Source organism: Amycolatopsis sp. CA-128772, assembly GCF_002904295.1.
In the GTDB taxonomy this organism is placed as follows: domain Bacteria; phylum Actinomycetota; class Actinomycetes; order Mycobacteriales; family Pseudonocardiaceae; genus Amycolatopsis.
This window is the reverse complement of the sequence record NZ_PPHG01000027.1, coordinates 276320-297662: the sequence shown is the minus strand read 5'-3', so window position 1 is coordinate 297662 and position 21343 is coordinate 276320. Positions and strand designations below refer to the sequence as shown.

Genomic DNA, 21343 nt, shown 5'->3' with positions numbered 1-21343 from the left:
CGCCCCCCTAACGAGTCGCTGAACCCCCTCAGGGGTTTCGAAGATCACCGCTAGGCGTCGCACCCGATGCCGGCGACCCGGCGGACGATCTAGCTTCGGTGCGGTCGGTGATCCCCCTGGTCGACGACGTCATCCGTTCCCCACAGAGAGCCTGGTCAATGAACCCCGCGCAGTCGCTGTACGAATTCACCCTCAACCTGCTCAACAACCCGTCCGCCCGCAGCGCCTTCGGCGACGACCCGCAGGGCACGCTCGACGGCGCGGGCCTCGGCGACATCTCCGGCGCCGACCTGCACGACATCCTCCCGCTGGTGCTGGACTTCGCGCCGGTCGGCAACCTCGGCGACGAAAACGGCCTCAACCTCGACTCCATCACCGGCCAGGCCAGCGCGGTCGAGCAGCTCAAGGCCCTCACCCAGAACCTCGCCCTCGGCGACACCACCTCCGAGAACAACGTCCTCGGCGCGGTCAGCGGTATGACCGCCCTCACCCAGAACACCACTGACCCGTTCTCGGCCGCGGGCGACCTCACCAGCAGCATCGACCACATCGGCGGCGGCCAGGCCGACCCGGTCACCACCGTCACCGGCGCCGTCGGTGACGTCACCGGGCACGTCGCGGGCGGTGATGTCACGGGCGCCTTGGACGGCGGGAACATCACCTCCGGGCTGCAGGACGTCTCGGGCCTCACCTCCGCGATCGACAATGCGCAGGGCGTCGGCTCCACGATCGGCGACCTCACCGGCAACCTCGGCGTCAACACCGGCCTCGAGCACACCGTCGACGACGTGACCGCCCACGGCGTCGACGACGTCGTCACCCACCTCGGCGACATCAGCCACAACGGCACCCTCGGCGATGTCACCAACCACGTCGGCGACATCGCCTCCCACGCCGGCAGCATCTCCGACGTCCACGACGTCGTCGGCAACATCGGCGAAGGCGCCCTCAGCGGCACCATCGGCGCGGACCTCAGCCACCTGAGCATCGGCTCCGGCAACGACGTCCACCTCCCCCACTAGGCCCTCGCGGTGGGTGCGGGGTTCCTGCCTGCACCCACCGCTCGGCACAGGTGGTGCATCACCTGGCGGGACGCCGCCGCTTTCGGCGTCCCCGGTCACAATTCCCCTATCGCCACCGGTCTGGTGGCGAAGCCCTTCAAGATGCCGGCGCAAGGACGCGGCAGCCGCCGCGGTTCCCGGCATTCGGGGACCGCGGCGGGCCGTACTGCGTTCCGGGCCACCCGCAAGGGAACAGTGTTCGCGGCCCAGAAGTCAGCACTAGTCGGCGGTTCGGGTAGTCAGGACCTTGTCGATCACGAAGACCGTGGCGTTCTTCGTGGGGATGTTCCCGCACGGGACCTTCGCGCGATGTTCTCGCCCGCGCCCTCGATCTCCAGCGGACCCGCAGCGGTGTCGAGCGAGGCAACCGAACCCGCGGTCGCGAGCCCTTGGCGTCGTAACGTTCACCGGCGACGTGGTACTCGAGGATCCTTCCCAGCTCGGCCGGCGCGACATCGCCCAGCGCCGCGAACGCCGAATCGCCGGGCGCGAACACCGGGATGACCAACCGGCTGTTGAGCGTGTCGACCAGGTTCGCGTCCTCTACCGCGGCCACGAACCGGGTGAGCAGCGGGATCGTCGACGCGGCCGAAACGACCGGCTGCGGGCCCATGGAGGCCAGCGGCCTCGGAGCCGAGCCCGGCGGCAACCGCGCACAGGCCGGGCCGAACGATGCTCTCAATCCGAATGCAGTCGCGGAGTCCGCGGAGCCCCCTGCTGCTCAACCGAGACGACCTGCTCCAGCACCGGGTCTGTCCAGATGCCGACGAGGGTGGTGTCCACGCCGTGAAAGCTCGGATATGTGCGCAACTCGTCCACGAACGGCACGACCGTGGTCTCGGCGGCGGGCGTAGCAATTGTCCGCGGGTGGTGGCTCATCAAGGCCGGTGGCGCCCAGTCAGGTGCGACCTCAGCGTTCGATCCAGACGGTCGCCTCTTGGCCTTCGCTGCCGCGGTCGGCGCCCTGTGGTCGGTGGACATCGCGGTCATCGCGATGGTCGCTGGTGGCCCGACGATCGCTTGACTCGGTTTACTGCTCAGCCGAACGGTCGCTGACCGCTCCGGGGAGTCGGCCGGCGCGGATGCCGGGTGGGCGGGGTTGACTCTCTACACCTTCGCGTTGGCAGCTGATGGCACTGTAACGTCGCGCATCGAGGCATACCGAGCCTGCGCGCGCAGGACATCGGGGGCGAAGACGTGCACGTAGGTCCAGGCTGCACGGACGAGCGGGAACCACACTTCAGGGCGGGATCGCCTGGGTCGAGCTGTTCGGTACGGCAGCAGTGGCTCGGGCGGCCTGGCAGGCACTCTTGCCGTGGCACGGATCTTCGAGCAGGCCACCGCAGGTCAGCGCGTCACGGTAGTGGTGCAGCCGCTGCAGCGTGCCCAAGAACGCACGGATCTCGGACTCGGTAAGCCCTGTCGCCACGTCGAGGTCGTCGCCCGACGTCTCCGAAGTCATACTGACCTGGTCGTCGACGAGCGCCTCGACGCATCGGCGGACGTCGCTGCTGGTCCAGGTCGCCAACTCAGCGGTCAGTCGATTCTTGTTGGTGCAGTATGCCAAGCGGCGCAGGTGGGACAGGGCCCGGATGGCCGTGGACGGGTGCGCCGGCTTGGGCTTGAGAGACAGCCCAGCCTCGATGAGCGCGGGATGGCGCGGGTTGAACATCATCATGCACAACTCCCGGGCCACCAGGTTCCAGCTCGGATCGGTGAGCGGCCCCGAGAACACCAGCTTCCAGGCACCGGCCGAAACATTCGCGGGACGACGAAGGACGCCGTTGAGGTCCCAGAGCACGGTGTTGCCGAACTGCGGGACGTGCTCGCTGTTGAGGCCCGAGTGTGACTGCAAGGCCGCCTCTGTATCAGCGAAGGTCGCGCTGGGCAGCGTCGCGTGAGCCGCGGTCATCCGTCGAACTCCGTCCGTGCCGACAGCGGCAGGTGCAGTGTGGCCTCACCTGAGTCGATGTGCTTGCGCGCCAACAGCTTCTCCTCCTCGGTGCGATCATCCAGGAATTTGGTCAGGTTCGCGTGCACCTGAACGTTCTCACCGCACGCACCGCCTGAAACACGCCAAGCGGGACCCTCGCCATGTCTTTCACATTGGCCCACGACAGCATCTTCAGCGGATTCCGCGCCCGCCGGGCCTTGCCGGCCGCAACCGCCACAGACGAGATGCCTTCACGTTCAGCAGTGCGCGCCTCGAGACCCGCAGCGGTTCCGACCCACAGAACCTCCGGCCGCAGATCCTGTGTGACCGCCCGTTCCGCCACCCGTCACCAGCAGCCGCACCGGTCGATCATCAACGACATGACCACGATCGGCGTTCAAGACGATTGCCCTCCCACGACATTGAGCCACGATCTGAACGCGGCGCACGAATCGGCATAAACCCTGCCACGCCTCTTGGAGGGAATTCCAGTCAGGTGCGGCAGAAACAGGACGGCTGCCGGGGGCGGTGTCGTCTCTGTCCTTTGCGGTCCCGCCAGACCAGCGGATACAGCGTCACGGCCGCTTCGGCGACGCGTCGGGCCGTCTCGGTCGCAAGTCCCTTCCGCATGGAGTCGATCCACCCAGCGACGCGCTCGACTCCAGTCTCCCGGTACTCGACGGCTTGAAGCAGCATTTCGAGCTTGTCCGCGTCCTTCGCACATCGTGCCTCGGGGGTCTGCCGAGTTTCGTACTCGTCGACAGCGGTTCTGATCAGCTCGCGGGAGGCGCCCGGCAGGGCGGCCGTCTGGTCGGCGGTGATCTCGCGGGGGTCGGGCTTGCTCATGTACTTGGCCGCGGTGTGCGGGATGTCCCCCGTTCGGGTCTTCTGTGTGTCGTGCCAGAGCGCGAGGAACGCGGCCCGCTCCGGATTAGCGCCTTCCTCCGCGGCGAGCAGAGCCGCAATCTGAGCGGTCCGCAAGCTGTGTTCGGCGACCGACTCGGGATCGCGGACGCCGACGTGCCACATCAGCAGGGCGGGACGGCTGGCCACGAGCGTGTGCATGGTGTGGGAGTTCAGCGGCAGGTGCGGCGAGGACGGGCCGAGGCGGCTCACCAGGTGGTGGAAGAGACGCACGCCGGACCAGGCATTGGTGTCGTCGGCGACCATGAACGCGTCGTCGGCCTGGTCCTCGGCGGCGCCGGGCCCCGACGGCAGCGAGTCCAGCTCGGTCGGGATGCGTTCGAACATGATCGGCCCTCATCTCCGCGTGGCCTCGTGTCGAGGAGGACAGCTTCTGGGATAATCCCCTTATGACCACCACTGGAGCCCCCTCATTATCTACGACCAACCTCAGTGAGCTGGCCGAGCTCTTGCTGGACCCAGCGGACGCTGCGGCCGAAGCCACAGCTCTACAGTCGGTCCTCGCCGCCGCGGCACCTGCCGACACCACCACCGTGCTGGAGCGCGAACTGCTCCGCAGTCGCCGTGCACTGCTTACCGCGATCGCGGACGCGGCGCGCCGCAGCGCCATGGACGGCTCACAACCCAGCTACGACGTCGGCTCGTTCCTCGACGTGGCCGAATGGCTTGAGTCCGGGCTCGCCCGCACTGCCTGACTCCAAATGCCGGGAACAGGTTGGTGAACAGACCACCGCCTCCGAGGCGGTCACCTGCCTCGGGACGGTGGGTGTCCTGCCCTGGTCATCATCGTGGTCGCCGTGGCGACCGTGGTCTGCGCCGTCGTGGTTAAGCTGAAGAGGCTGAACGCCGACGTGACGGCCGGGCCGGGCGCCGCCTGCGACGACCCTCGGCCAGCGGGCTGAACTCAATCGTCAGCCGACCGCGCCGCTCGCTGAGACAGGACAACGCCTGTCCTGTCTCAGCGAAGCTCGCCCTGCTGGTTCTGGGCGGCCAGCTCCTCGTCGGCCTCCACCAAGAGCCGGTCGACCAGCTTGCGCCGGCGGTCCAGCTTCTCGCCGGTCTGGCCGGCGGTCGCCTTCCGCCAGGCATCGACCTCGGCGCGGATCACCGCCAAGGCCCCTCTCGTCTGCATCTTCCTCTCGACACGGCCGTGGTACTCCTTCACCGCCTCGATCACTGCCGTGTACTGTTCGCGGCCGGTGTTCCCGAAGAAGCCGGTGTACTGCTGTTCGACGAGGGCCTCAATAGCCATGACGCGTTGCACGGCAGCGAACCCGGCCAGCGGTCCACTCGTCGCCGCGAGCCGTGATGCGACCGCGGCGTTGCCCGCGCGACGCTGCAACTCCAGCACGTGCTGCGCGTCCAGACCGCCGAACGGGTGGTCCGGATCGTGCGGCCGGGCAGCCGACTGCTCCGCCCGGTGCTGACGCGGCACTGCCGCGCCGGCGGACGGTCCTCGCGTGGAGATGTCCGACTCGACTCGATGCCTCGCCCTTGACGACACAGGCGCCTCCTCGATCGGCCAATCCGCCAGTCACAGCCCACAGTTACCCGTGCACGTGCCGTGTAGGCGATGTCGCGACGGCCACCCTGCGGCTGGACCGGCCAGCTGCTCACCTCGCCCCTCCCGACGCTGCTGGCCGCGTCCGGCCACGGCGGGCCCGCCGCGCTGGCCCGCCTGCCCGAGGAGTTCGGGACACTGCTGGCCGCCGAGCTCGACGGCTACACCGCATGACGCCAGCGGGAGCGCTACCGCCACCGCCGACCGTGTCGGGTTTCGTCATGCCGTTCTGGCGTGGAGGTCGGCCACCAGCAGCGGCCACGCCTTGAGGGCCTGGTATCTCTTGCCGACGATGGTGATCGGACGGCCGAAGGTCAGCGCCCGGAGACCTACACTCCGACGCAGGGGTTCGAGCGCACAACCACGCCCCGCTACCGGCGATCGACGGGGGACGCGTGAGCGACGTATCCGAAGCGGCAGTTCCAGACGCGTTGACAGCCGCCGTCCAGCGGTGGCGGGACCGCGGCGAGCCGCCGCAGCCGCCTTCGAGCTGGACGCGCCGATCGTGGCTCGGGTACTTCCCGCAGCATCGCGCGTTCCTCAGCGACCTGCCCGAGCGGATCGACCGGGCCGAAGCGACCCGCCATGCGACACACGCCAGGACCGCCGAGGGTGCCGAACAGGCCTTCCTGGTTGCCATGATCTGGGGATACGGCCTCGTCGGCTACGGCCCCTGGCGAACCGAACGCGTACTGACCGACAACCACCGCGCAGCCGAACGACTCGCCGAGGTGGCCCGCATCGCCCAAGATCACGGCGGAACTGCGGCATTTCGCGACCTCGCCGAGAATCGGCTGCGCTACCTCGGGGTGGCCTTCGGCACCAAGTACCTGCGGTTCGTCACCGCCGCCGCGTCCTCCCAGCACGCCACGCCGATCCTCGACACCGTCGTCCGCCGATGGCTGGACACACACGCACGTGAGTACCTGAACATCGACAAGTGGCGGCCGTCTGCCTACGACCGCTATATCGCGCTGCTGACGTCTTGGGCGGCATCACTCGCCCTGACCGTCGACAAGGTGGAGGAGCTGATCTTCCGGTCGGCCATCAGCCAGACCGGGTCCGCTCTATGGGGAGAGGTGTGGATGAGGTCGCCCGAGCCGGCGCCGCCACAGCAGGCCGCCAGCCAGGCGCGCGCCACGCTTCTTCAGCTCGATCGGCTCTTCGAGAGCACCGATCCTCAGGCCGCGGAAGATGCCCGGGCGCATCTCGACGAAGTGGCCATCATCATCCGCGACCGCTGGGACGGACCGGCTCGCGTGCACCGCAGCGCGGTGCCGCCTTCGGATCATTCTGAGTAAGGGGCACGGGAACGTTCCTGACAGCAGGAAAGCGCCAGCCGGCCACGCCGCACGGCGACCAGCTGAGCTAGACGAGTAAGTCCTAAGTCCTGGTGGTCTCCGAAGACGGACGAAGGGTGTTCAAGATCAGTTTGTGACGACCGACCTGAACACCCTTCTCACAGCACTCTACGTCAAGATCGACGACCACCTCGGCAAACCCACCCGGACCGGACGACCACCACGGCTGACCGACGCCGAACTGATCACCCTCGCCGTGGCCCAAGCCTTGCTTGGCATCCGTTCCGAGGCCCGCTGGCTACGGTTCCCGCCCCGCCACCTGCCCGGCGCTTTCACTTACCTGCCCCAGCAATCCGGCTACAACAAGCGACTGCGCACCGCGGTCCCGCTGCTCAAGAAGGTCATCCGGCTACTCGCCCTCGACACCGACCTGTGGACCGACACAACCTGGATCGTCGACTCCACCCCGGTCGAGTGCGGCCGCTCCCGCGAAACCGCCAAACGCTCCGAGCTGGCCGGCTGGGCAGGCTACGGCTACTGCTCGTCGCATTCACGGTTCTTCTGGGGCCTGCGCCTGCACCTGGTCTGCACCCCGGCCGGGCTGCCGATCACCTGGGCCCTGGCCAACCCGAAACTCGACGAGCGTCAGGTGCTGATAGCGATCCTGGAACACGACCCGTCCGTGCTGGCAGACCGGCCCGGTCTGCTGATCATCGCGGACAAGGGCTACGTGTCCCGTGAGCTGGACACATTCCTGACCGAACGCGGAGTGCGGCTACTGCGGCCCAACTACCGCAACCGCACCCCACACCCGGCCGAGCACCTGCTCACACCTGTCCGGCAGCTGATCGAATCGGTCAACGACACACTCAAAGGCCAACTCGACCTCGAGCTGCACGGCGGCCGCACCATCGACGGCGTGACCGCCCGCATCGCCCAACGCATACTCGCTCTGACCGCCGCCATCTGGCACAACCGCGCCACCGGCCAACCTGTCACCCGATCACTGATCGCCTACGACCACTGAACCGTTAGGACTTACTCGTCTAGCCGTCGCCGCGTAGGCGGTCATCCACCAAATCAGCGGCGTGCATGTCCAGCGCGATGGCGAGGCGCCACAGGGTCTCCAAGGAGATGTTGCCGCCGTGTTCCGCTCTGCTGATGTTGCCTCGATCCACGCCGCTGAGCGCGGCAAGCTCGCCCTGAGTCAGATCCGCCCGCCGGCGGGCAGCACGCAGACGCAAGCCCATCGCCGCGAGGTGCTGCTCTAGCTTGTGATCGGGCGGCCCGTCATCGCGCTGGTTCATCGCCCGAGGACCTTACCGGGGCGGACGATCATCCCTCACGTTGTCGGATATCTTGCACAAAATGTTGGACATAACCTACATTCGTGTAGGTGACACCTTCACCACCTGCAGTTGCACCCCCGTTGCTCAGTCACTGGCTCGACCTCAGCCACCGTGCCGAGCACTGCGGCCCGCTGGCCGTGGCCACCGACTCCTGCCGCGCCGGCATCGACGTGCGCACCGGTGTCCGCCTCATCGGTCACGGTCGCGTCGTCGCAGTCCTCGACGGACACGACCTCGTCGACCTCCTTGTCGACGGTCCCCGCGCCCTGCGGTCCCTCATCAATGCCGTCTCCGCCGAGTGGAACGCGCACTCGCCGATGGCTGACTGGTGCCGCGAGTGCGCCAAGCCCGTGCCGTGCCCGACCCGAACCCGGCTGGCCAACATGCTGCTGGAAGACCCCGGCGGTGTGGCGTGACCACCGCCCACGTCTCCCGCGCCGCGATCCTCAGCCCGGTCGCCGCCGACCTCATCGTCGCCGTCCTCGCGCTCAACCTGAGGCCCGCCGTCACCAGCATGGGAGCGCTGCTCACCCGCATCGAGACCGCGGAAGGCCTGTCACCGACCCTGGCCGCTGCGCTGGTCGCCGTCCCGACCTGGTGCTTCGCGATTGGCAGCGCGACGGCGTGGCGGATGCGGGCTCGTTTCGGGATCCGCGCCGTCATCACCGGCGCGCTCGCCGCCCTGACCCTCTCGCTTCTCGCCCGGACACTGCCCGGCGACATCGCCATCCTCGCCGGCACCACCGCGGCATGCCTGGCGATCGCGGTCCTCGGTGTCCTGCTCCCTGTCATCGTCCGCACCGCAGCACCCGGCTCCACGGCCTGCTACACCGCCTGCCTCGGGGCCGGATCCGCACTCGGTGCACTGCTCACCCCGACCGACCTGGCCCGGCAAATCGGGCTCGGCTGCTGGGCGATCCTCGCCGCCGTCGCGCTCGTCATCTGGATCGCCAGCAGCCGCCACCTCACCACCCCCGCCGGTCCGGCCAGCGCAGCGCGGGTCAGCCCGCGAAGCCTTGTCCCGCGCGGCACCGTCACCACCATCACAGTCCATTTCGGACTCCTGTCAGCAGTGACGTTCGTGCTCATGGGCCGGTTGCCGACGATTCTGCACGCCGCCGGCCTCGCCTCAGCCGAGGCTGACCATCACATCGCCGAGGTCATGGTGCTGGGCGTTCCGGTGTCGCTGGCCGTCCCGTATCTCGCCCGCCGTATCCCGCACACCTCGCTCGCCGTCGGGTTCGCCGGCTCCAGCATCGCCGGCGTCACCGGCCTGCTGATCAGACCGCTCAGCGTGACGTGGCTGTGGACCGGGCTGCTCGGTATCGGCCTCGGGGCCCTCGCCCTCGCCCTGGTCGGCCTAAGCCGCCGCACCCACAGCGACCCGGACACCACTGCCGCGCTGTCGTCGGTCGTCCAAGGCCTCGGCTACACCCTCGCCGGCGTCCTGGCCCTGGGCATCGGGCTGCTGAATACCGCCACCGGCACCTGGACCTGGCCCCTGTTCGCCCTCGTCGTCGCCCTCGTCGGCCAGGCCCTCACCGGAACCACCATCGGCGACGTCCGCGCCGCCCCGACCTCCCCGGAGGTCCCTCGATGACGGAGATCAACCTCTACTGGACCGTCCGCGCGTACGGCGAACTCAAAGCCGGACCGATGGTCGAAGCAGCCCGCAACACCAGCACCGCGGTGCTCGAGGTCATCCGCGGCTGGGTCGACCAACTCGACGCCCAAGCCGTCCTCCACACACCCACCGCGATCACCGTCCACGGCGACACCGCGACCATCCGCCAGCCCAAGCCCGAACTGACGCTCGGTGCCGGGGACTGGATCGTCCACGCCTCCGGCCGCCTGCTCGCCGTCAACGACGACGCCTTCCGCGCGGACTTCAGCACCAGTCCGCGCGCCCACGCCTGACTACCGGCCGCCCCCTTTTCCACCCCCCTCGAAGGAGCACACGCGTGCGCTACGCGAAACGCACCGCCCTCACCACGGCCCTCGCAGCCGTGCTGGCCCTGATATCCCGCTGCAGCGCGCTCGGCGGATCCGCCCCCGACCCGGTCGCCGGCAGTCCGCTGGAAACCTACGGGCTCACGGCCTTGATCATCGGCTCGGTCGACGCCACCCCCACCTCCTTCTACCCAACCCGGGCGTCTGCGCGGCGACGTGCCTGTGCGGGCGGGTCAGCGGCCGGGACGCTCAAGGTCGCGCGCTGCAGCGGGTGGCCGACCTCGTAGCGGTCGGCTACCCAGCCCAGGTGATCCGCGAGCACGCCGAAGCTGAAGCCGCGAACGCCCCACCGCATCGGCGTGCCGAAGCGTCCGCGGCGCTGCGTCCAGCTTCAGCGTGGGACGCGCCTTGCGGCCCCGGTCCGTAGCACTTGACCGAGCTGTGATGCAGCGCGTCCTTGAGGGCTGGCTCCGTCTACCGAATGAGACAACTTCACCGATCTGGCCAGACAACGAGCCGGACACAACGACACTGAAACTCACCAGATCAGAACAGGATTGAGATGGAACCCGACGACGACAACCGGCAACCTGAAGTCGGCGAAAGCGCGCCGGAGGCGATCTCCGAGCGGCTCGCCGGTGTGGCCGACGACTTGGCGGAAACGGCGGCCGGTTTACGCCGAGCCGTCGATGAGGGCACCGTGCCCCTCGGCACCATGGCGCTGGTGGTCCGTCTTGAAAACGTCGTCGCTCGCATGCGCCGGCCGGGTCCGCCGACGTCAGTCGAGTCGGATGCCGCAGACGAGGAGACCTGAGTTTTCTACTCAGATAGCACCTTCGTGGAACCGCCCGAATTACGTTTGTCCTGGTCACACGCGTCTCGCGCGATTTTTCCAGTCTGAGGCTATGCCCTAGAGTGATAGTGCTGCTACATATCGGCGAGAGTATGGTAAGCACGGGCTATCAGGCGGTGATCGCAAAGCTCCGCCACACCGGGGAAGCTGCCGGGCGGGTGGCCAATGGGCTGTGCGGCGCGGGGTGCGCGGCGGCCATACCTAGTGGTGATCTGGGGATGCCGGGGTCGCGGGCAGCGCTGAAAATGGCCGAAGCCAAGCACGCTTCGGTGTACCGGTAGCAGAGGTTCGCGTCCCGCCTAGGCACGCATGCAACCAACATGGCTTCGACGACTGGTAATGGCCAGGCTTCGGCCTGGTCTACACATGGACCCTGACCAGCACGAGCGCCGCCTGCTACCGCTCGAACCGGCCGACATGCGGCCCGAAACTCGCTACGACAAGGACTGGGCCAAACAGGTAATCGTTGCTCGCTCCGGCACCGGCCGCGGCCCTGCCGGGTCTCACCGCGCGACGAGGATCCAATCGATCACGAGAACGACCGAATAGACCGTCAAGCCGGCTATCAGGCCGAGCCATCGCACCCTGGTGGGACCAAGTTTCACTGCGCTGACCCAGGCCAGCAGAATCGACACGGCCCAGCTGGCGAGCGGAAGCCACCACGCGACGTTCTGCCCGCCCCCGGTGCAGATGAATGCCGTGTCACCGGGTCCGCACGAATCACTGCTCATCGCCCCGGCCACGGCGAGCACCACCGCTCCCACACCGGTCACAACGGCGAGGAGCCAACAGGCCGCCGCGAACAGCACCTGGCGCGTCGACGGGTCCTCACCGCCGTCAAGCCCGAACGAAGGTGTCCTGTTCACGCCAGTCCCTTGAGCAGCGGCTGAGTGCAGCGCGGGCTATTTCTTGATCAAATGGCAGCCCGTGGTCAACGACAGGACCGTGTTCTTGCTCGTCCCGATCGACAGTTGCGCGCCGAGCTGGTCGGTGAGGTTGAGTTCGGCGTCCCCGGCCTGGTTCGCATCCAGCGCCACGGTGGTGAACCCGTGCCCGCCGGCAACCTCCCGCACAGCCTGCTTCACCTGGTCCCACCGGGGCAGCAGCGACGTCGACGCGTACCAGCGGGGCAGGAACTTCTTGCTGGCGTCCTGCTCGGTCAACGCCGGGAATTGCGGCGCGCAGCCGCTGAACTCAGCCGAACCGGGTTCTTCAGTCCACCCGGCGACACCAAAATCCCTGGTGAGACGCTCGCGCAGCGAGGTGCGCAGCTTCTCGTAGCCGACGATCGCCTCGTCCAGCGTCGGCCTGGCCGCCAGCTGCGCCTGCTGCTGTTGCTTCGACATCGACGGTCCCGTCGGTTGAGGATCAAGATACTCGTGGCCACCGTCGCACCCGCCCAGCACCACGACAGCCGCCGCCAGCGCCGCGGCCGGCAGCCATGCTCGTGACAACACGTGATCAACTTTCCTAGTGAGCGGGAACCGTCAGCTGCGGCTTGCCGGCCACAATCGCGGCGATGTTGTGCTTGCTGGTGCTGTCGACCCCCTCCGGGGTCGTGCGGGTGTACTCGCTGTGCCCGTGCGAGGCCGCCAGAGGAGCGCCGTCCGGCCCGGCCGCCGCGTCCGCCGACAACTGAGTCATGCCGTCCATCGCATACGGAGCCGCACCGTACCGCCACGTTTCCGGCACCCACTGGGCGACCGGGTCGCCGGCAGCGGTGATGTTGTAGGCGTGCCCCTGCGGCACCTTCAGATCGGCGGCGGTGTTGTCGATCCCGAAGTGGTCAGAGACACCCGGGGAGCCGAACACCACCGCGTCGTCCACGCCGGTGCCGCCGTGAGTGAGGCTGATCCCGGTCACGATCGATCCCTGGGAATGCCCGAGCGCGGTGAAATGCGGATCAGTGGTGCGGGAGGCGTTGACGCCCTGGTCGAACTTGGCGAGCTTGTCCCCGCCGACATCAGCGTTCTCCCCGGTGGCCAGCCCCAGCAGGGAGCCGTTGTCGTCGAACGAAGACGGTTCGTAGCCGATCCAGGTGACGGTGGCGACGTTCGACATGTCCCCGGCTCGGCGCAGCATGTCTTCGGCGCTGTGGCGCACGCCTTGCATGTCGTTGACGTAGCCGTTCATGTTGCCGTCCACCGTGGAGTTCATGCCCGGGGTGAACACCGCGACATGCTGCGCGGTGTCGACGTCCCCGTTCGCGATCGCCGCTTTCGGGTGGTCCCCGGTCATGTCCAGTGACATCAGCTGGCGGTTGGGGTTGATGGTGCCGTCGGGGTTGTGCATCATCCCGGTGATCGCATCGAGCGCTTCGAGCCGCTGCTCGAGGCGGGCGATCTCGTCGGAGTCCCCGTCGTCACGCTTGAGCCGGTCCAGCTCCGCGGCGAAGCTGCGTTTCTCCTGATCGAGCAGGTTCAGATTGGCTTTGCTGCGGTCGGAGGCCTTCACCCCGTCCCGGTTGCCGACCCAGTCGGGGTGCTGCGCGATCAGCTGCTGCCGCTCCTTGACCGACAGCGCCGCCCACCAAGCCGCGTTCATCGACGGATCCGCATCCACCGCCGGCGGAGGCATGATCGACGGGAACGCGATGGCGGCTCCGGCGTTGCCGGCCGCGGCCAGGCTCGTGTGCTCGTTGTCGTTCGCGGTAGCGTCGATGACCTGACCGGCCTGAATGAGGTTGAGCACCGAGCACAGTTCTTCATCGACGTTGATCGCCTGCCGCACGACCTCCTCGACCCGGTCCTTCAATTCCTCCGCGACCCGGCGGCGTTCTTCATCGGCGAGTTCCCGCTGCGCTTCTGGCACCTCGGGCGCGCCGTTGTCCACGACCGCGCCGTTGCCTGCGATGGTGAAGTGGTTGGCGGCGGCGATCGCCTCCGCTTCCTTCACCCCGTTCTGCACTCCGGTGATCGCGTCCCCTGAGTCTCCGGCTGCGCGGCGCAGCGCGGCGATGTCCGCCGCGTACTCCTCCAATCCGTCGATGATCTGGTTGACCTCGCCAGCCGCCGCTGCGGCGGCGTCGCCGTGCCAGCCCTCGGGGGTGTTGATGTCCCGCAAATCGTCCGAGCAGGCGACCAGCTTGTTGTAGGCGGCGTTGATCGCACCGACCGCGTCCTGCAGCACCGCCGGGTTCCAGCGGACCGCATCGCCCCACGTGACCATCAGCTCGCCTTCACCGGCCCCTGACCGCGGGCAGACAGGTCCGTGGCCGCGGCCGCTTCCTGCGCGGCGTAACGATCAGCAGCCGCGGCCATGTTCGCGGCGTGGGTGTCCAGCCGGACTTCAAAACCTTGCTCGCGCTGCACCAGGGCGTGCTTGACCTGCGCCATCGCCAGTGCGGCCCGCGACCCCGGCATCCCCAGATCACCAGCCGGCACGGTCGCCGCGCAGTTCGCTCCGCGAAGCCCCTGCGCCACCTCGTCCGCAGCCCGGCCTGTGTCGCGGATCTTGTCGATCACCACCTGGTAACCCGAGCTCACAACGCCTCCCCGTCGCTGGTAACCACCCGGTCACCCTACGACAGCCTGGCGGTGCCCTTCAACATGTCACAACACCCTAAACAGGAAAAACAGCATGTCAGGCCGATCTACCCACGCCAGCGTAAATAGATCTACTCACGCATCGGAGGCTCCCCAGGCTGAGCATCCGCGGCGTCACCCCTGACGATGCCTGCAGGCCGAGCATCTCGGCGATCTCGACCGGCGCCAACCCGCAGACGAGGTTGAGGTGGCGATCTCCTGGCGTTGGGTCGTCCGCTCGGACAGCAGATCGTTGACGACCGCCGCATCGACAGAAGTTTCCACCGACGGCATACGTGTGACCGACACCCACGTCGGCGCCCGACGGGTTCGCTGGAGTCCTCCAGGAGGACGGATCGGACGGCACGACCTTCACCGTCGCGTTGCGACACCACGACACCGTCATCTTCGTCAATCCTGGTACAGAACTACCAGTAGGTGTTCAAGGCGCTCGAGCGGGAAGCACTCGACCACACCGACCTCGACCAACGCGGATCAACCAGCTACCGGCGCGCGTGACCATGACGACATCTCAGCCGCCGGCCGTCGATCGCCCAGCACGTCCGCCGGCTGCCGCCCGGCAAACCCCTCCGGCGCTACCACACCGCCTACCTCTGCAGCTCCACTCGATGAGCGACGTAGCCAGTCCGGATGGACTCCGGCCGAGCCGACCCGCTCACGCACGACTCCGGTCGATGTCGCAGCCTCACGTCGCCCCAAGGCGCTGCAGGACCTGCGGTGCACCGCCGCCGCTGGGCCAGCGTGCTGCTCGACATCACGCAGGTCGCCGAACGTCCGGCCACGGAGTCAGATACCTCACCGACTTTCCCCATCGCAACCGAAGGCCGCCAGATCTTTAGCCACGTCCTCCAACGTCCACGGCAAACTCGGCTTGCCCTCGACCGTTACACCGTACATACACAGCTCAACGAGCGTGGTGCCGTCCCCGTTGGCTTTCAGGATCCGCTCGACCTTGCCCCAGACGTCGTCACGCCCGCGACAGTAGGCAACAAGGTAGTGATCCAGTGCCTTGTCAGACCGATTTTGCCGAACATACCGGTCCGCCAGAATAACTCGGGCCGACACATTCCCGACATCAACCGCACGCGACAGCAACCTCATCGCATCCTTGGTCCGGCCGACTCGCAACAGAGCCGGCACGACGTCATCAACCAGCGCGGTTTGCCCCAGATCCAGCTCAAACTCAATCATCGCGAGCGCCTCGTCGAAATGCTTCTCCCTGATCAACGCCACGAGGAGCCGCGGATCGGTCCTGCGCAGCAACCCCGTCGATTGGACCTCCTGCAGCAGCACCAGCGCTTCGGTAGTGCGATCGAACTCCAGCAGCAACTCTGCAGCTCGCACCCGGGCAGCCGGATATCCGTTGCAAGCCGCCTGCTCGAACCAGTACACCGCACTACCCACACCTAGAGGTTTATCCCCGACGAACTTGGAAGTGTTAGCGGCTTCCTGCAACGACGCGTTCGCCGCCGCAGCCTCTTTCGCAGCCAAAGCAAGGCCCTCGGCGAGCCACTTCATCGCCGTACCCACGTCGGCACCGCGGCAAGCCGTATACGCCTCGAGCACGACCGCCGCGGCATCACCGCGCAGGAACTCCGCAACCGGCAGCACCGCATCCGGGCTGGCCACGTCGACAACGCCGAAGTACCACCGCAGCGCCTCGTGAACCGTCTCAACCACGCCGGGACGACATAGTGCGATCGCGATCTGCGCTGCCGCGGCCGGCGTCGCAGCACCGCGCGCCCGACGATAGAAGTCGGCAGCAGTGCACATATCGGCCAAGGATGCGGCTTGCTCGGCGGCCGAAACCCACGATTCGTCGTGTCCGTGTGATGCGGCGACGGCGTAGCAGTCCATCGCCCGCCGGCGCAGTCCGCGCTCCACGTGAACCTTGGCGACTTCGATAAGCGCCTGACATTCACCGTTGCTGGCAGCCTCTCGGGCATGAACCAGCGCCGTATCGCTGAGACCAGCAAGGGCATACATTCTGGCAGCGTAGATACGTGCCCCCGCGACCCCCAGCTCGACCGCGCTGTCACACCAAGTTAACGCCTCCTCGATCTCGCCGAGATCCAGCAGCAGATCCGCCCCGACCAGATAGGCATCGGCGTCACCGGATCGTGCGTGTTCCCGCAACCACTGCACCGCCTGTACCTTACCGACGTTTTCTACAAGAAGGTCGGCGACTCCCGGCAGCGTATTCAACCCCGTCGCCGACCTCTGCACGCTGAGGAAGCTCACGCCTTTTGCATACCCGGATTCCTCGGCGATCATCTCAGCGGCGACGACAGCGGCATTGACATCGCCTCGCTTGACGAGGCGTCGATAGACTTCAATCGCCTTCAGCCGCTGTCCGGCCTCCACATAAGCGATGGCCTCCAACTTCAACGACTCCGCATCCGCCGCACCCTTGCTCTGGCCAAGCCACTCCGCCGCCGCCTCAGGCCTTCCCGCCTCCAGCAGAATCTGGCCGCCGGCGAGCACAGCTGCTGCGACCTGATGGCGAGCCGGCCGTCGATACAGTTCAAGAGCCTCATCGAAACGGCCGCAACTGCGCATCATGTCGGCCAGTTCGTGACGCGCGGCCGCCGTCGCACCGTTGCGTACAAGGGTGAAGAATCCCGTCGCTTCGCGGATGAGGCCCCGGCGACGGCACTCCCTTCCCAATGGAATCAAACTGCTCGGTGCAGCACATGAATACAGTGCAGGCCACAGATGCGGCGCTGGAAGCGCCTGCCTTCCTACGTCAGTCACAAACTGACACTCAAGGTAATCGTTGAGGCGAAACATTCGGTCCGCGGCACTCTGGTCAGCGTCATCGCCGGGGCGCACCAGCAGCATCCCAGTGTCGCCGACTCCACGAGCTGTCAGCTGGTCGATTGCCTCTTCGAACCAGCTCTCGCTCAACCGGGCCCGCTCCCACTCCGGCAGGTACCCCGCGGCGCCAGCCTGCACCAGCTGCGCCCTCATCCATCCATCGTGACCGATGATCCGAGCGTCGATAATGCACTGCATGATCGCCCTGGCAGCCGGACTGGCCATCGAGAACCGGGCTTGGAAGTCCGGTGCTTCAACCAGATACTGAATGAGGTAACCCTCACTGCAGCGCTCCGCGGCTTCTACGATCCGCGGGTCTTCCGACTGTCGTGCCGTCAGGACTTCGGCGTCGGTGAAGCGATCTGGGGCGCTAAGCATTCCACCAGCAAGCAGCTGACGTGCATGCACACTGAGTGCTGTCTGTTCTGGTGATGGCGAAGCGGTCAACCTGTGCATATCACCTGGACTCATGGTCAACAACACCATCATCGGTCCGCGCTGGACGTCATAGACCAGGTCACGCAACGAACTAGCGACCCGCTCCCCCATCTCTGGGCCGTGATCGAGCAGATAACGCGCCGCGTTGGGCAACCACAACACCGTACGCGCCGGCAGATAACGGATTTGCTCCAACAGAGATTCCGGCTTACTGGGGCTGGTCCCGGGCCAGATCCACCATCCGTCCAATAATGGCGCGAGCATGCCCGCCTTGTTCGACCGAATCGCCTCCCACAAGGCCCGCTTCATCCCCGACTTCGGTCCGCCGACTAGTGCCACCACGCCGCTGCAGCCGCCGGCGATCGACGAGATCCGCCGCTGGATCTCCTCGTCATGTGGGCGACGGAAGTACGCCGTCAACTCGGTCTGGGTCGTCGAGTTTGCTCGCCCCATGCCGATGACTGAACGGATCTCAAGCTGAGATGGCGTGCAGTTCATCAGCGGCATGCCCGCCGGAGCATATAAGGACGGCCCGACTGCCTGCCCGCGGTCGCTTCGTTTCACCTTCTCGCCTTCAGTTGCCAGGGTCCGTTCCAAACGTCACGACCGGCGAGCACGACGCACGAAGCACGAAGCACCGCCCTAGCAGGACTATTGAGTTGCAGGCTGCCCGAGTAGACGCGATGCAGTCCAGACAAACAAGGACCGCTGCGCTGAGCGGTTGTTCCGTACGACGAGAAGTCGACGACAAGTTGATCTAAAAATCGATGAGGTGTCGCCCATTAGCGGCGTTCACTGAGGTTGTAGCCCCCATGGCCACATCAGGAGTAAGCCTTCGCTGCACGATAGGGTGAACAATTCACCCCGATTGCTCTAGAGGGCGCCGTCCCGCACACCGAACATCGTGCGCTCAGTTCATATCTCCACCGATCAGCCGGCCTTCGGTCCGGCAGGTCACACTCGGCCGCTCGACCGATCGAACATGCGGCTCCCCGGCCTCCAGCTGTGCCGTCCGCACTCGGAGCCGCTATAGCAAGCCATGTCACTGCCTCAGCCACACGTCGGCGCGCGTCAACTCATCGGCTGCTGAGTATTGGGCTGGATCGATGAGCTGCACTGCGGACGGGCCACTGAAGGCCCAGCACAGGCGTCCATCATTGCCTCAGTTCACACAGGCCGGGCCGAGCCAGTAGCCGAAGTTGCGTCCGTCGATAGCCCGAAACCCGGCGCGTTCGTCGGTGGCGATGGCGCCCTTGTTCGGCGACAGCGACGAGGTCGACGCACCGCTGCACGGTGATGTGAAGCCCGTAGTACAGCGCGAGTCGGGTGGCTTCGGCGACCCGGACCGTGCACGGGCTAGCAGTCACCGCGCCAACCTCCCTACCGTCGAGAAGGAGTTCGACCCGACCGGCCAACGTTCCCGCAACCGGTGGGCGGGCGACGAGGACGAGCCCGCCAGTCGGCGCCGCGGCGGGTGCGTGCTGGGCCGTAGCGTCGAGGTGGACCCATTCGGCGAGGCATCGAGCCGCGGGTTCGCAGGCTTCGTGGCCGCGACAGACCTCGCAGAGCGTGCCATGCAGCCGATAGCGATGATTGTAAGGCGCGAGCTCGTCGTAGAGGTTGAGATCGAGCCGGTGGCCACGCAAGCGAACGACGGGCTTGCCAATCGCCGGCCGGACCGGGACCAGGACACCGAACTCGCCGCGCACACTTGACCGGACAGCTTCGGCGGACTGATCGGTCATCGATCGCCTCGTGACGTTTGCAGCCCCTTCGCGTGTAGCTGCCGTGGCCGGCGAATCATCCGGCGACCTCGGTCAGCCCGCGGCCAGCCGACGCTTCTGCAGCAGCAACCATGCCGCCGGGCCCGGGAAGTTGCAGCGCGGCGGTGCGCGGGCGAACTGCCGCGCCTCGACCACGGCTGGTCGCGACGACCTCACGAGCCTTCAGGTGGCCGAAGCCATCGTCGGCGAGGCCGCGCCACCGGCGTCTCGAGACACTGAGCTCGAGGTCGGCGCCGGGCCACGGGCCGGTGGTGAGCAGGACCGCGCCCCGGTTGCGGACCCGTCCGGCCAGCCGCCGCGCGAGCGGCGGCTGGATCCCGTGCGCCACGGCCGGCCCGAGCACCACCAGGTCGAACCCGTCGATCAACGCCGACACGACCGCGACCAGCTCGGCCCCGGAATCCGGCACAAGAGCAAGCCGCTCCAGCTCGACGCCCAGCTCCGCAGCCGCGGCCACCCCTACCGCGGGCATGCCGGTGATTGCCGCCCACGATCCGCCCCGTGTGGCTTCGGCCAGCAGTGCCAAGACCAGTGCGGTCGAGCCGCGGACGGTCACCGCGCTGCCGCGCCGCAAGCCACCCGACATCAGCCCGGCGAGCGCCGGCGACACCGGTAGGGAGCCGGCAGACGGCGGGGCATCCGGAGTTGGCTCGCCGAGTTGCGCGGCCGTGCGGACACCGGGTGTCGCCGCGAGCCCAGCCACCGCTTCCGGCACCGCCACCACGCACCTCCAGCACCACGAACACGCACCAGAGACGCCCACGAGGCGAAGCCGCGAGCAAACCCGAACTTATCGAACACGTGTTCTAATATTGTGAGACGTTTCGCCCCCGGCGCAGCGCTCGGCCCACCTGATAGAGATCCTGGACGTCGCCACCGGAACGGTCCTGCACCGCATCGGAACCGAGGGCGAGACCACCGCCGCACCGGGGCGACCACACCTCGACTGAAATTCCGCCGGCGGATCCGCCGCGGACGATCACGGCGACTGCACTCGAACGTCCGGAAATGCCGACGAGCGGATACGGCTGACTACGGTGGCGACGAGGCTGTGCGGGGTGCGCGTGCTGTAGCCAGTACCCGGCGCAACCCGTCGAAGATCGCCAGCATTCGTTGTGCCTCTTCCTGCATCGACCGCAGTGCCGGGTCGTCGCCCGCCTCGAGGGTGAGGACTTCTCGCCACAGCGCGTGCTCGGCCAGACGCCAGGCCGATTTGTCGTTGACCTCGACATCCACGAACCCGGCGCGAGGCAACTGCCGGCCCAGATCCATCTGCCGCAGTCGCGGCGACAGCCGCTCGTCGTCCGCGTCGACGGGTTCCCAGCACGTGAGAACCACCCGTCCGCCGGGGCGAACGATTCGACGACACTCCTGCAATGCGTCTGGCAGCGGATCGGCGAACTGGAGGGAGTCGACGACGAGGACCGCGTCGACCGACGCCGCGCTCAACTTCGTGGCGATCAGCTCACCGACCTGGAAGTCAGCCCGATCCGCCAGCCGCAACTCCTCGGTCCGGCGCCGGGCCTGTTTGATCGCGACCTCAGAAAAGTCTATCCCGACCACCCGGCAACCGCTGCGTCGCGCGATCTCCAGACCGTACCCGCCGCGCCCGCACGCCAAATCGACCAGAACTCGCTCAGCCCGCAGATCGAGCGCCGTCACAACCTCATCGAGCCCGGCTCCGCCCAGCAGGCTCGTGGACTGCAGATCCGATGGAAGCCCCAGCGTCCGCTGCACGAGCTCATCAGCAACCGGCGACCCGGTCCGATCCTCGTACCAGCTGTCGAACTCCCCAGCACTCCTCGTCACCTTACGACCATCTCACAT

General features: G+C 67.2%; 22 protein-coding genes and 2 pseudogenes. 11 read left to right on the top strand and 13 right to left on the bottom strand.

Features of this window, described 5'->3' with window-relative positions; translation table 11 throughout:
- The first annotated feature begins 158 nt into the window (after positions 1–158).
- Positions 159–1022, top strand: a complete 864-nt coding sequence (locus C2L59_RS13785) for an IniB N-terminal domain-containing protein (RefSeq protein WP_103349888.1) — start codon at positions 159–161, stop codon at positions 1020–1022.
- A 258-nt stretch (positions 1023–1280) separates the two neighbouring features.
- Here the strand turns inward: C2L59_RS13785 and C2L59_RS13780 are convergent.
- From C2L59_RS13780 to C2L59_RS13760, 4 genes and pseudogenes are all read right to left on the bottom strand, one after another.
- A pseudogene (locus C2L59_RS13780) lies at positions 1281–1731 on the bottom strand (fasciclin domain-containing protein); the annotation flags it as partial.
- 570 nt (positions 1732–2301) lie between these two features.
- Positions 2302–2973 carry a hypothetical protein gene (locus C2L59_RS13770; protein WP_103349886.1) on the bottom strand — a complete coding sequence of 224 codons (672 nt, stop codon included), beginning with the start codon at positions 2971–2973 and terminating at the stop codon, positions 2302–2304.
- Entirely contained in the window at positions 2970–3101 is a 132-nt protein-coding gene (locus C2L59_RS49835; protein ID WP_255410258.1) for a hypothetical protein, read from the bottom strand. Before C2L59_RS49835 ends, C2L59_RS13770 begins: the two co-directional genes overlap by 4 nt.
- 385 nt (positions 3102–3486) lie before the next feature.
- Positions 3487–4020: pseudogene (locus C2L59_RS13760) on the bottom strand (HD family hydrolase); the annotation flags it as partial.
- A gap of 287 nt (positions 4021–4307) precedes the next feature.
- On the opposite strand from C2L59_RS13760, the gene C2L59_RS13755 reads away from it, so the two are divergent.
- On the top strand, positions 4308–4613 hold the full coding sequence (locus C2L59_RS13755; RefSeq protein ID WP_103349885.1) for a hypothetical protein: 306 nt from the start codon (positions 4308–4310) through the stop codon (positions 4611–4613).
- Between the two features lie 263 nt (positions 4614–4876).
- On the opposite strand, the gene C2L59_RS13750 is transcribed toward C2L59_RS13755, so the two are convergent.
- Entirely contained in the window at positions 4877–5269 is a 393-nt protein-coding gene (locus tag C2L59_RS13750; RefSeq protein ID WP_146060376.1) for a hypothetical protein, read from the bottom strand.
- A gap of 222 nt (positions 5270–5491) precedes the next feature.
- On the opposite strand from C2L59_RS13750, the gene C2L59_RS47475 reads away from it, so the two are divergent.
- The 3 genes from C2L59_RS47475 to C2L59_RS13740 all read left to right on the top strand — a co-directional run bounded on the left by C2L59_RS47475 (position 5492) and on the right by C2L59_RS13740 (position 7807).
- On the top strand, positions 5492–5653 hold the full coding sequence (locus C2L59_RS47475; protein WP_158263078.1) for a hypothetical protein: 162 nt from the start codon (positions 5492–5494) through the stop codon (positions 5651–5653).
- A gap of 221 nt (positions 5654–5874) precedes the next feature.
- On the top strand, positions 5875–6780 hold the full coding sequence (locus tag C2L59_RS13745) for a hypothetical protein (RefSeq protein ID WP_146060375.1): 906 nt from the start codon (positions 5875–5877) through the stop codon (positions 6778–6780).
- A 133-nt stretch (positions 6781–6913) separates the two neighbouring features.
- Entirely contained in the window at positions 6914–7807 is an 894-nt protein-coding gene (locus tag C2L59_RS13740) for an IS982 family transposase (protein ID WP_103349882.1), read from the top strand.
- 19 nt (positions 7808–7826) lie between these two features.
- Here C2L59_RS13740 and C2L59_RS13735 read toward each other — a convergent pair whose 3' ends face one another.
- Complete coding sequence (locus C2L59_RS13735) at positions 7827–8087, bottom strand: helix-turn-helix domain-containing protein (protein WP_103349881.1); 261 nt, start codon at positions 8085–8087, stop codon at positions 7827–7829.
- A 122-nt stretch (positions 8088–8209) separates the two neighbouring features.
- Here C2L59_RS13735 and C2L59_RS13730 point away from each other — a divergent pair, with 122 nt between their 5' ends.
- From C2L59_RS13730 to C2L59_RS13710, 5 genes are all read left to right on the top strand, one after another.
- A complete protein-coding gene (locus tag C2L59_RS13730) occupies positions 8210–8545 on the top strand; it encodes a hypothetical protein (RefSeq protein WP_103349880.1) in 336 nt (111 codons plus the stop codon).
- Positions 8542–9729, top strand: a complete 1188-nt coding sequence (locus tag C2L59_RS13725) for an MFS transporter (RefSeq protein WP_103349879.1) — start codon at positions 8542–8544, stop codon at positions 9727–9729. Before C2L59_RS13730 ends, C2L59_RS13725 begins: the two co-directional genes overlap by 4 nt.
- Positions 9726–10046 (top strand): hypothetical protein, encoded by a 321-nt coding sequence (locus C2L59_RS13720; protein ID WP_103349878.1) that lies wholly within the window; start codon positions 9726–9728, stop codon positions 10044–10046. Before C2L59_RS13725 ends, C2L59_RS13720 begins: the two co-directional genes overlap by 4 nt.
- A gap of 44 nt (positions 10047–10090) precedes the next feature.
- Entirely contained in the window at positions 10091–10366 is a 276-nt protein-coding gene (locus tag C2L59_RS13715; protein ID WP_103349877.1) for a hypothetical protein, read from the top strand.
- 275 nt (positions 10367–10641) lie between these two features.
- Complete coding sequence (locus C2L59_RS13710) at positions 10642–10893, top strand: hypothetical protein (protein ID WP_103349876.1); 252 nt, start codon at positions 10642–10644, stop codon at positions 10891–10893.
- Positions 10894–11435: 542 nt separating this feature from the next.
- Here the strand turns inward: C2L59_RS13710 and C2L59_RS13705 are convergent.
- From C2L59_RS13705 to C2L59_RS13685, 5 genes are all read right to left on the bottom strand, one after another.
- Complete coding sequence (locus C2L59_RS13705) at positions 11436–11798, bottom strand: hypothetical protein (protein ID WP_103349875.1); 363 nt, start codon at positions 11796–11798, stop codon at positions 11436–11438.
- A gap of 36 nt (positions 11799–11834) precedes the next feature.
- Positions 11835–12389 (bottom strand): LppA family lipoprotein, encoded by a 555-nt coding sequence (locus tag C2L59_RS13700; RefSeq protein WP_146060374.1) that lies wholly within the window; start codon positions 12387–12389, stop codon positions 11835–11837.
- Between the two features lie 13 nt (positions 12390–12402).
- Positions 12403–14100 carry an alpha/beta hydrolase gene (locus C2L59_RS13695; RefSeq protein ID WP_103349873.1) on the bottom strand — a complete coding sequence of 566 codons (1698 nt, stop codon included), beginning with the start codon at positions 14098–14100 and terminating at the stop codon, positions 12403–12405.
- Entirely contained in the window at positions 14100–14417 is a 318-nt protein-coding gene (locus C2L59_RS13690; RefSeq protein ID WP_103349872.1) for a DUF6317 family protein, read from the bottom strand. The genes C2L59_RS13695 and C2L59_RS13690 overlap by 1 nt, the downstream gene beginning before the upstream one ends.
- Positions 14418–15272: 855 nt before the next feature.
- Complete coding sequence (locus C2L59_RS13685) at positions 15273–18239, bottom strand: sel1 repeat family protein (protein ID WP_146060373.1); 2967 nt, start codon at positions 18237–18239, stop codon at positions 15273–15275.
- A gap of 731 nt (positions 18240–18970) precedes the next feature.
- Between C2L59_RS13685 and C2L59_RS47470 the strand changes: the two genes are divergently transcribed.
- Complete coding sequence (locus C2L59_RS47470) at positions 18971–19447, top strand: hypothetical protein (RefSeq protein ID WP_158263077.1); 477 nt, start codon at positions 18971–18973, stop codon at positions 19445–19447.
- Between the two features lie 85 nt (positions 19448–19532).
- On the opposite strand, the gene C2L59_RS13675 is transcribed toward C2L59_RS47470, so the two are convergent.
- Complete coding sequence (locus C2L59_RS13675) at positions 19533–20237, bottom strand: hypothetical protein (RefSeq protein WP_199199058.1); 705 nt, start codon at positions 20235–20237, stop codon at positions 19533–19535.
- A 311-nt stretch (positions 20238–20548) separates the two neighbouring features.
- Positions 20549–21325, bottom strand: coding sequence for a class I SAM-dependent methyltransferase (locus C2L59_RS13670; protein WP_103349869.1), 777 nt, complete (start codon positions 21323–21325; stop codon positions 20549–20551).
- Between the last annotated feature and the right edge of the window lie 18 nt (positions 21326–21343).

Bases quoted from the DNA above. Each gene is read 5' to 3' on its own strand.
- C2L59_RS13785 (WP_103349888.1), top strand. From the start codon at position 159: ATGAACCCCGCGCAGTCGCTGTACGAATTCACCCTCAACCTGCTCAAC.
- C2L59_RS13770 (WP_103349886.1), bottom strand. From the start codon at position 2,973: ATGACCGCGGCTCACGCGACGCTGCCCAGCGCGACCTTCGCTGATACA.
- C2L59_RS13755 (WP_103349885.1), top strand. From the start codon at position 4,308: ATGACCACCACTGGAGCCCCCTCATTATCTACGACCAACCTCAGTGAG.
- C2L59_RS47475 (WP_158263078.1), top strand. From the start codon at position 5,492: ATGTCGCGACGGCCACCCTGCGGCTGGACCGGCCAGCTGCTCACCTCG.
- C2L59_RS13735 (WP_103349881.1), bottom strand. From the start codon at position 8,087: ATGAACCAGCGCGATGACGGGCCGCCCGATCACAAGCTAGAGCAGCAC.
- C2L59_RS13720 (WP_103349878.1), top strand. From the start codon at position 9,726: ATGACGGAGATCAACCTCTACTGGACCGTCCGCGCGTACGGCGAACTC.
- C2L59_RS13710 (WP_103349876.1), top strand. From the start codon at position 10,642: ATGGAACCCGACGACGACAACCGGCAACCTGAAGTCGGCGAAAGCGCG.
- C2L59_RS13695 (WP_103349873.1), bottom strand. From the start codon at position 14,100: ATGGTCACGTGGGGCGATGCGGTCCGCTGGAACCCGGCGGTGCTGCAG.
- C2L59_RS13685 (WP_146060373.1), bottom strand. From the start codon at position 18,239: ATGCCGCTGATGAACTGCACGCCATCTCAGCTTGAGATCCGTTCAGTC.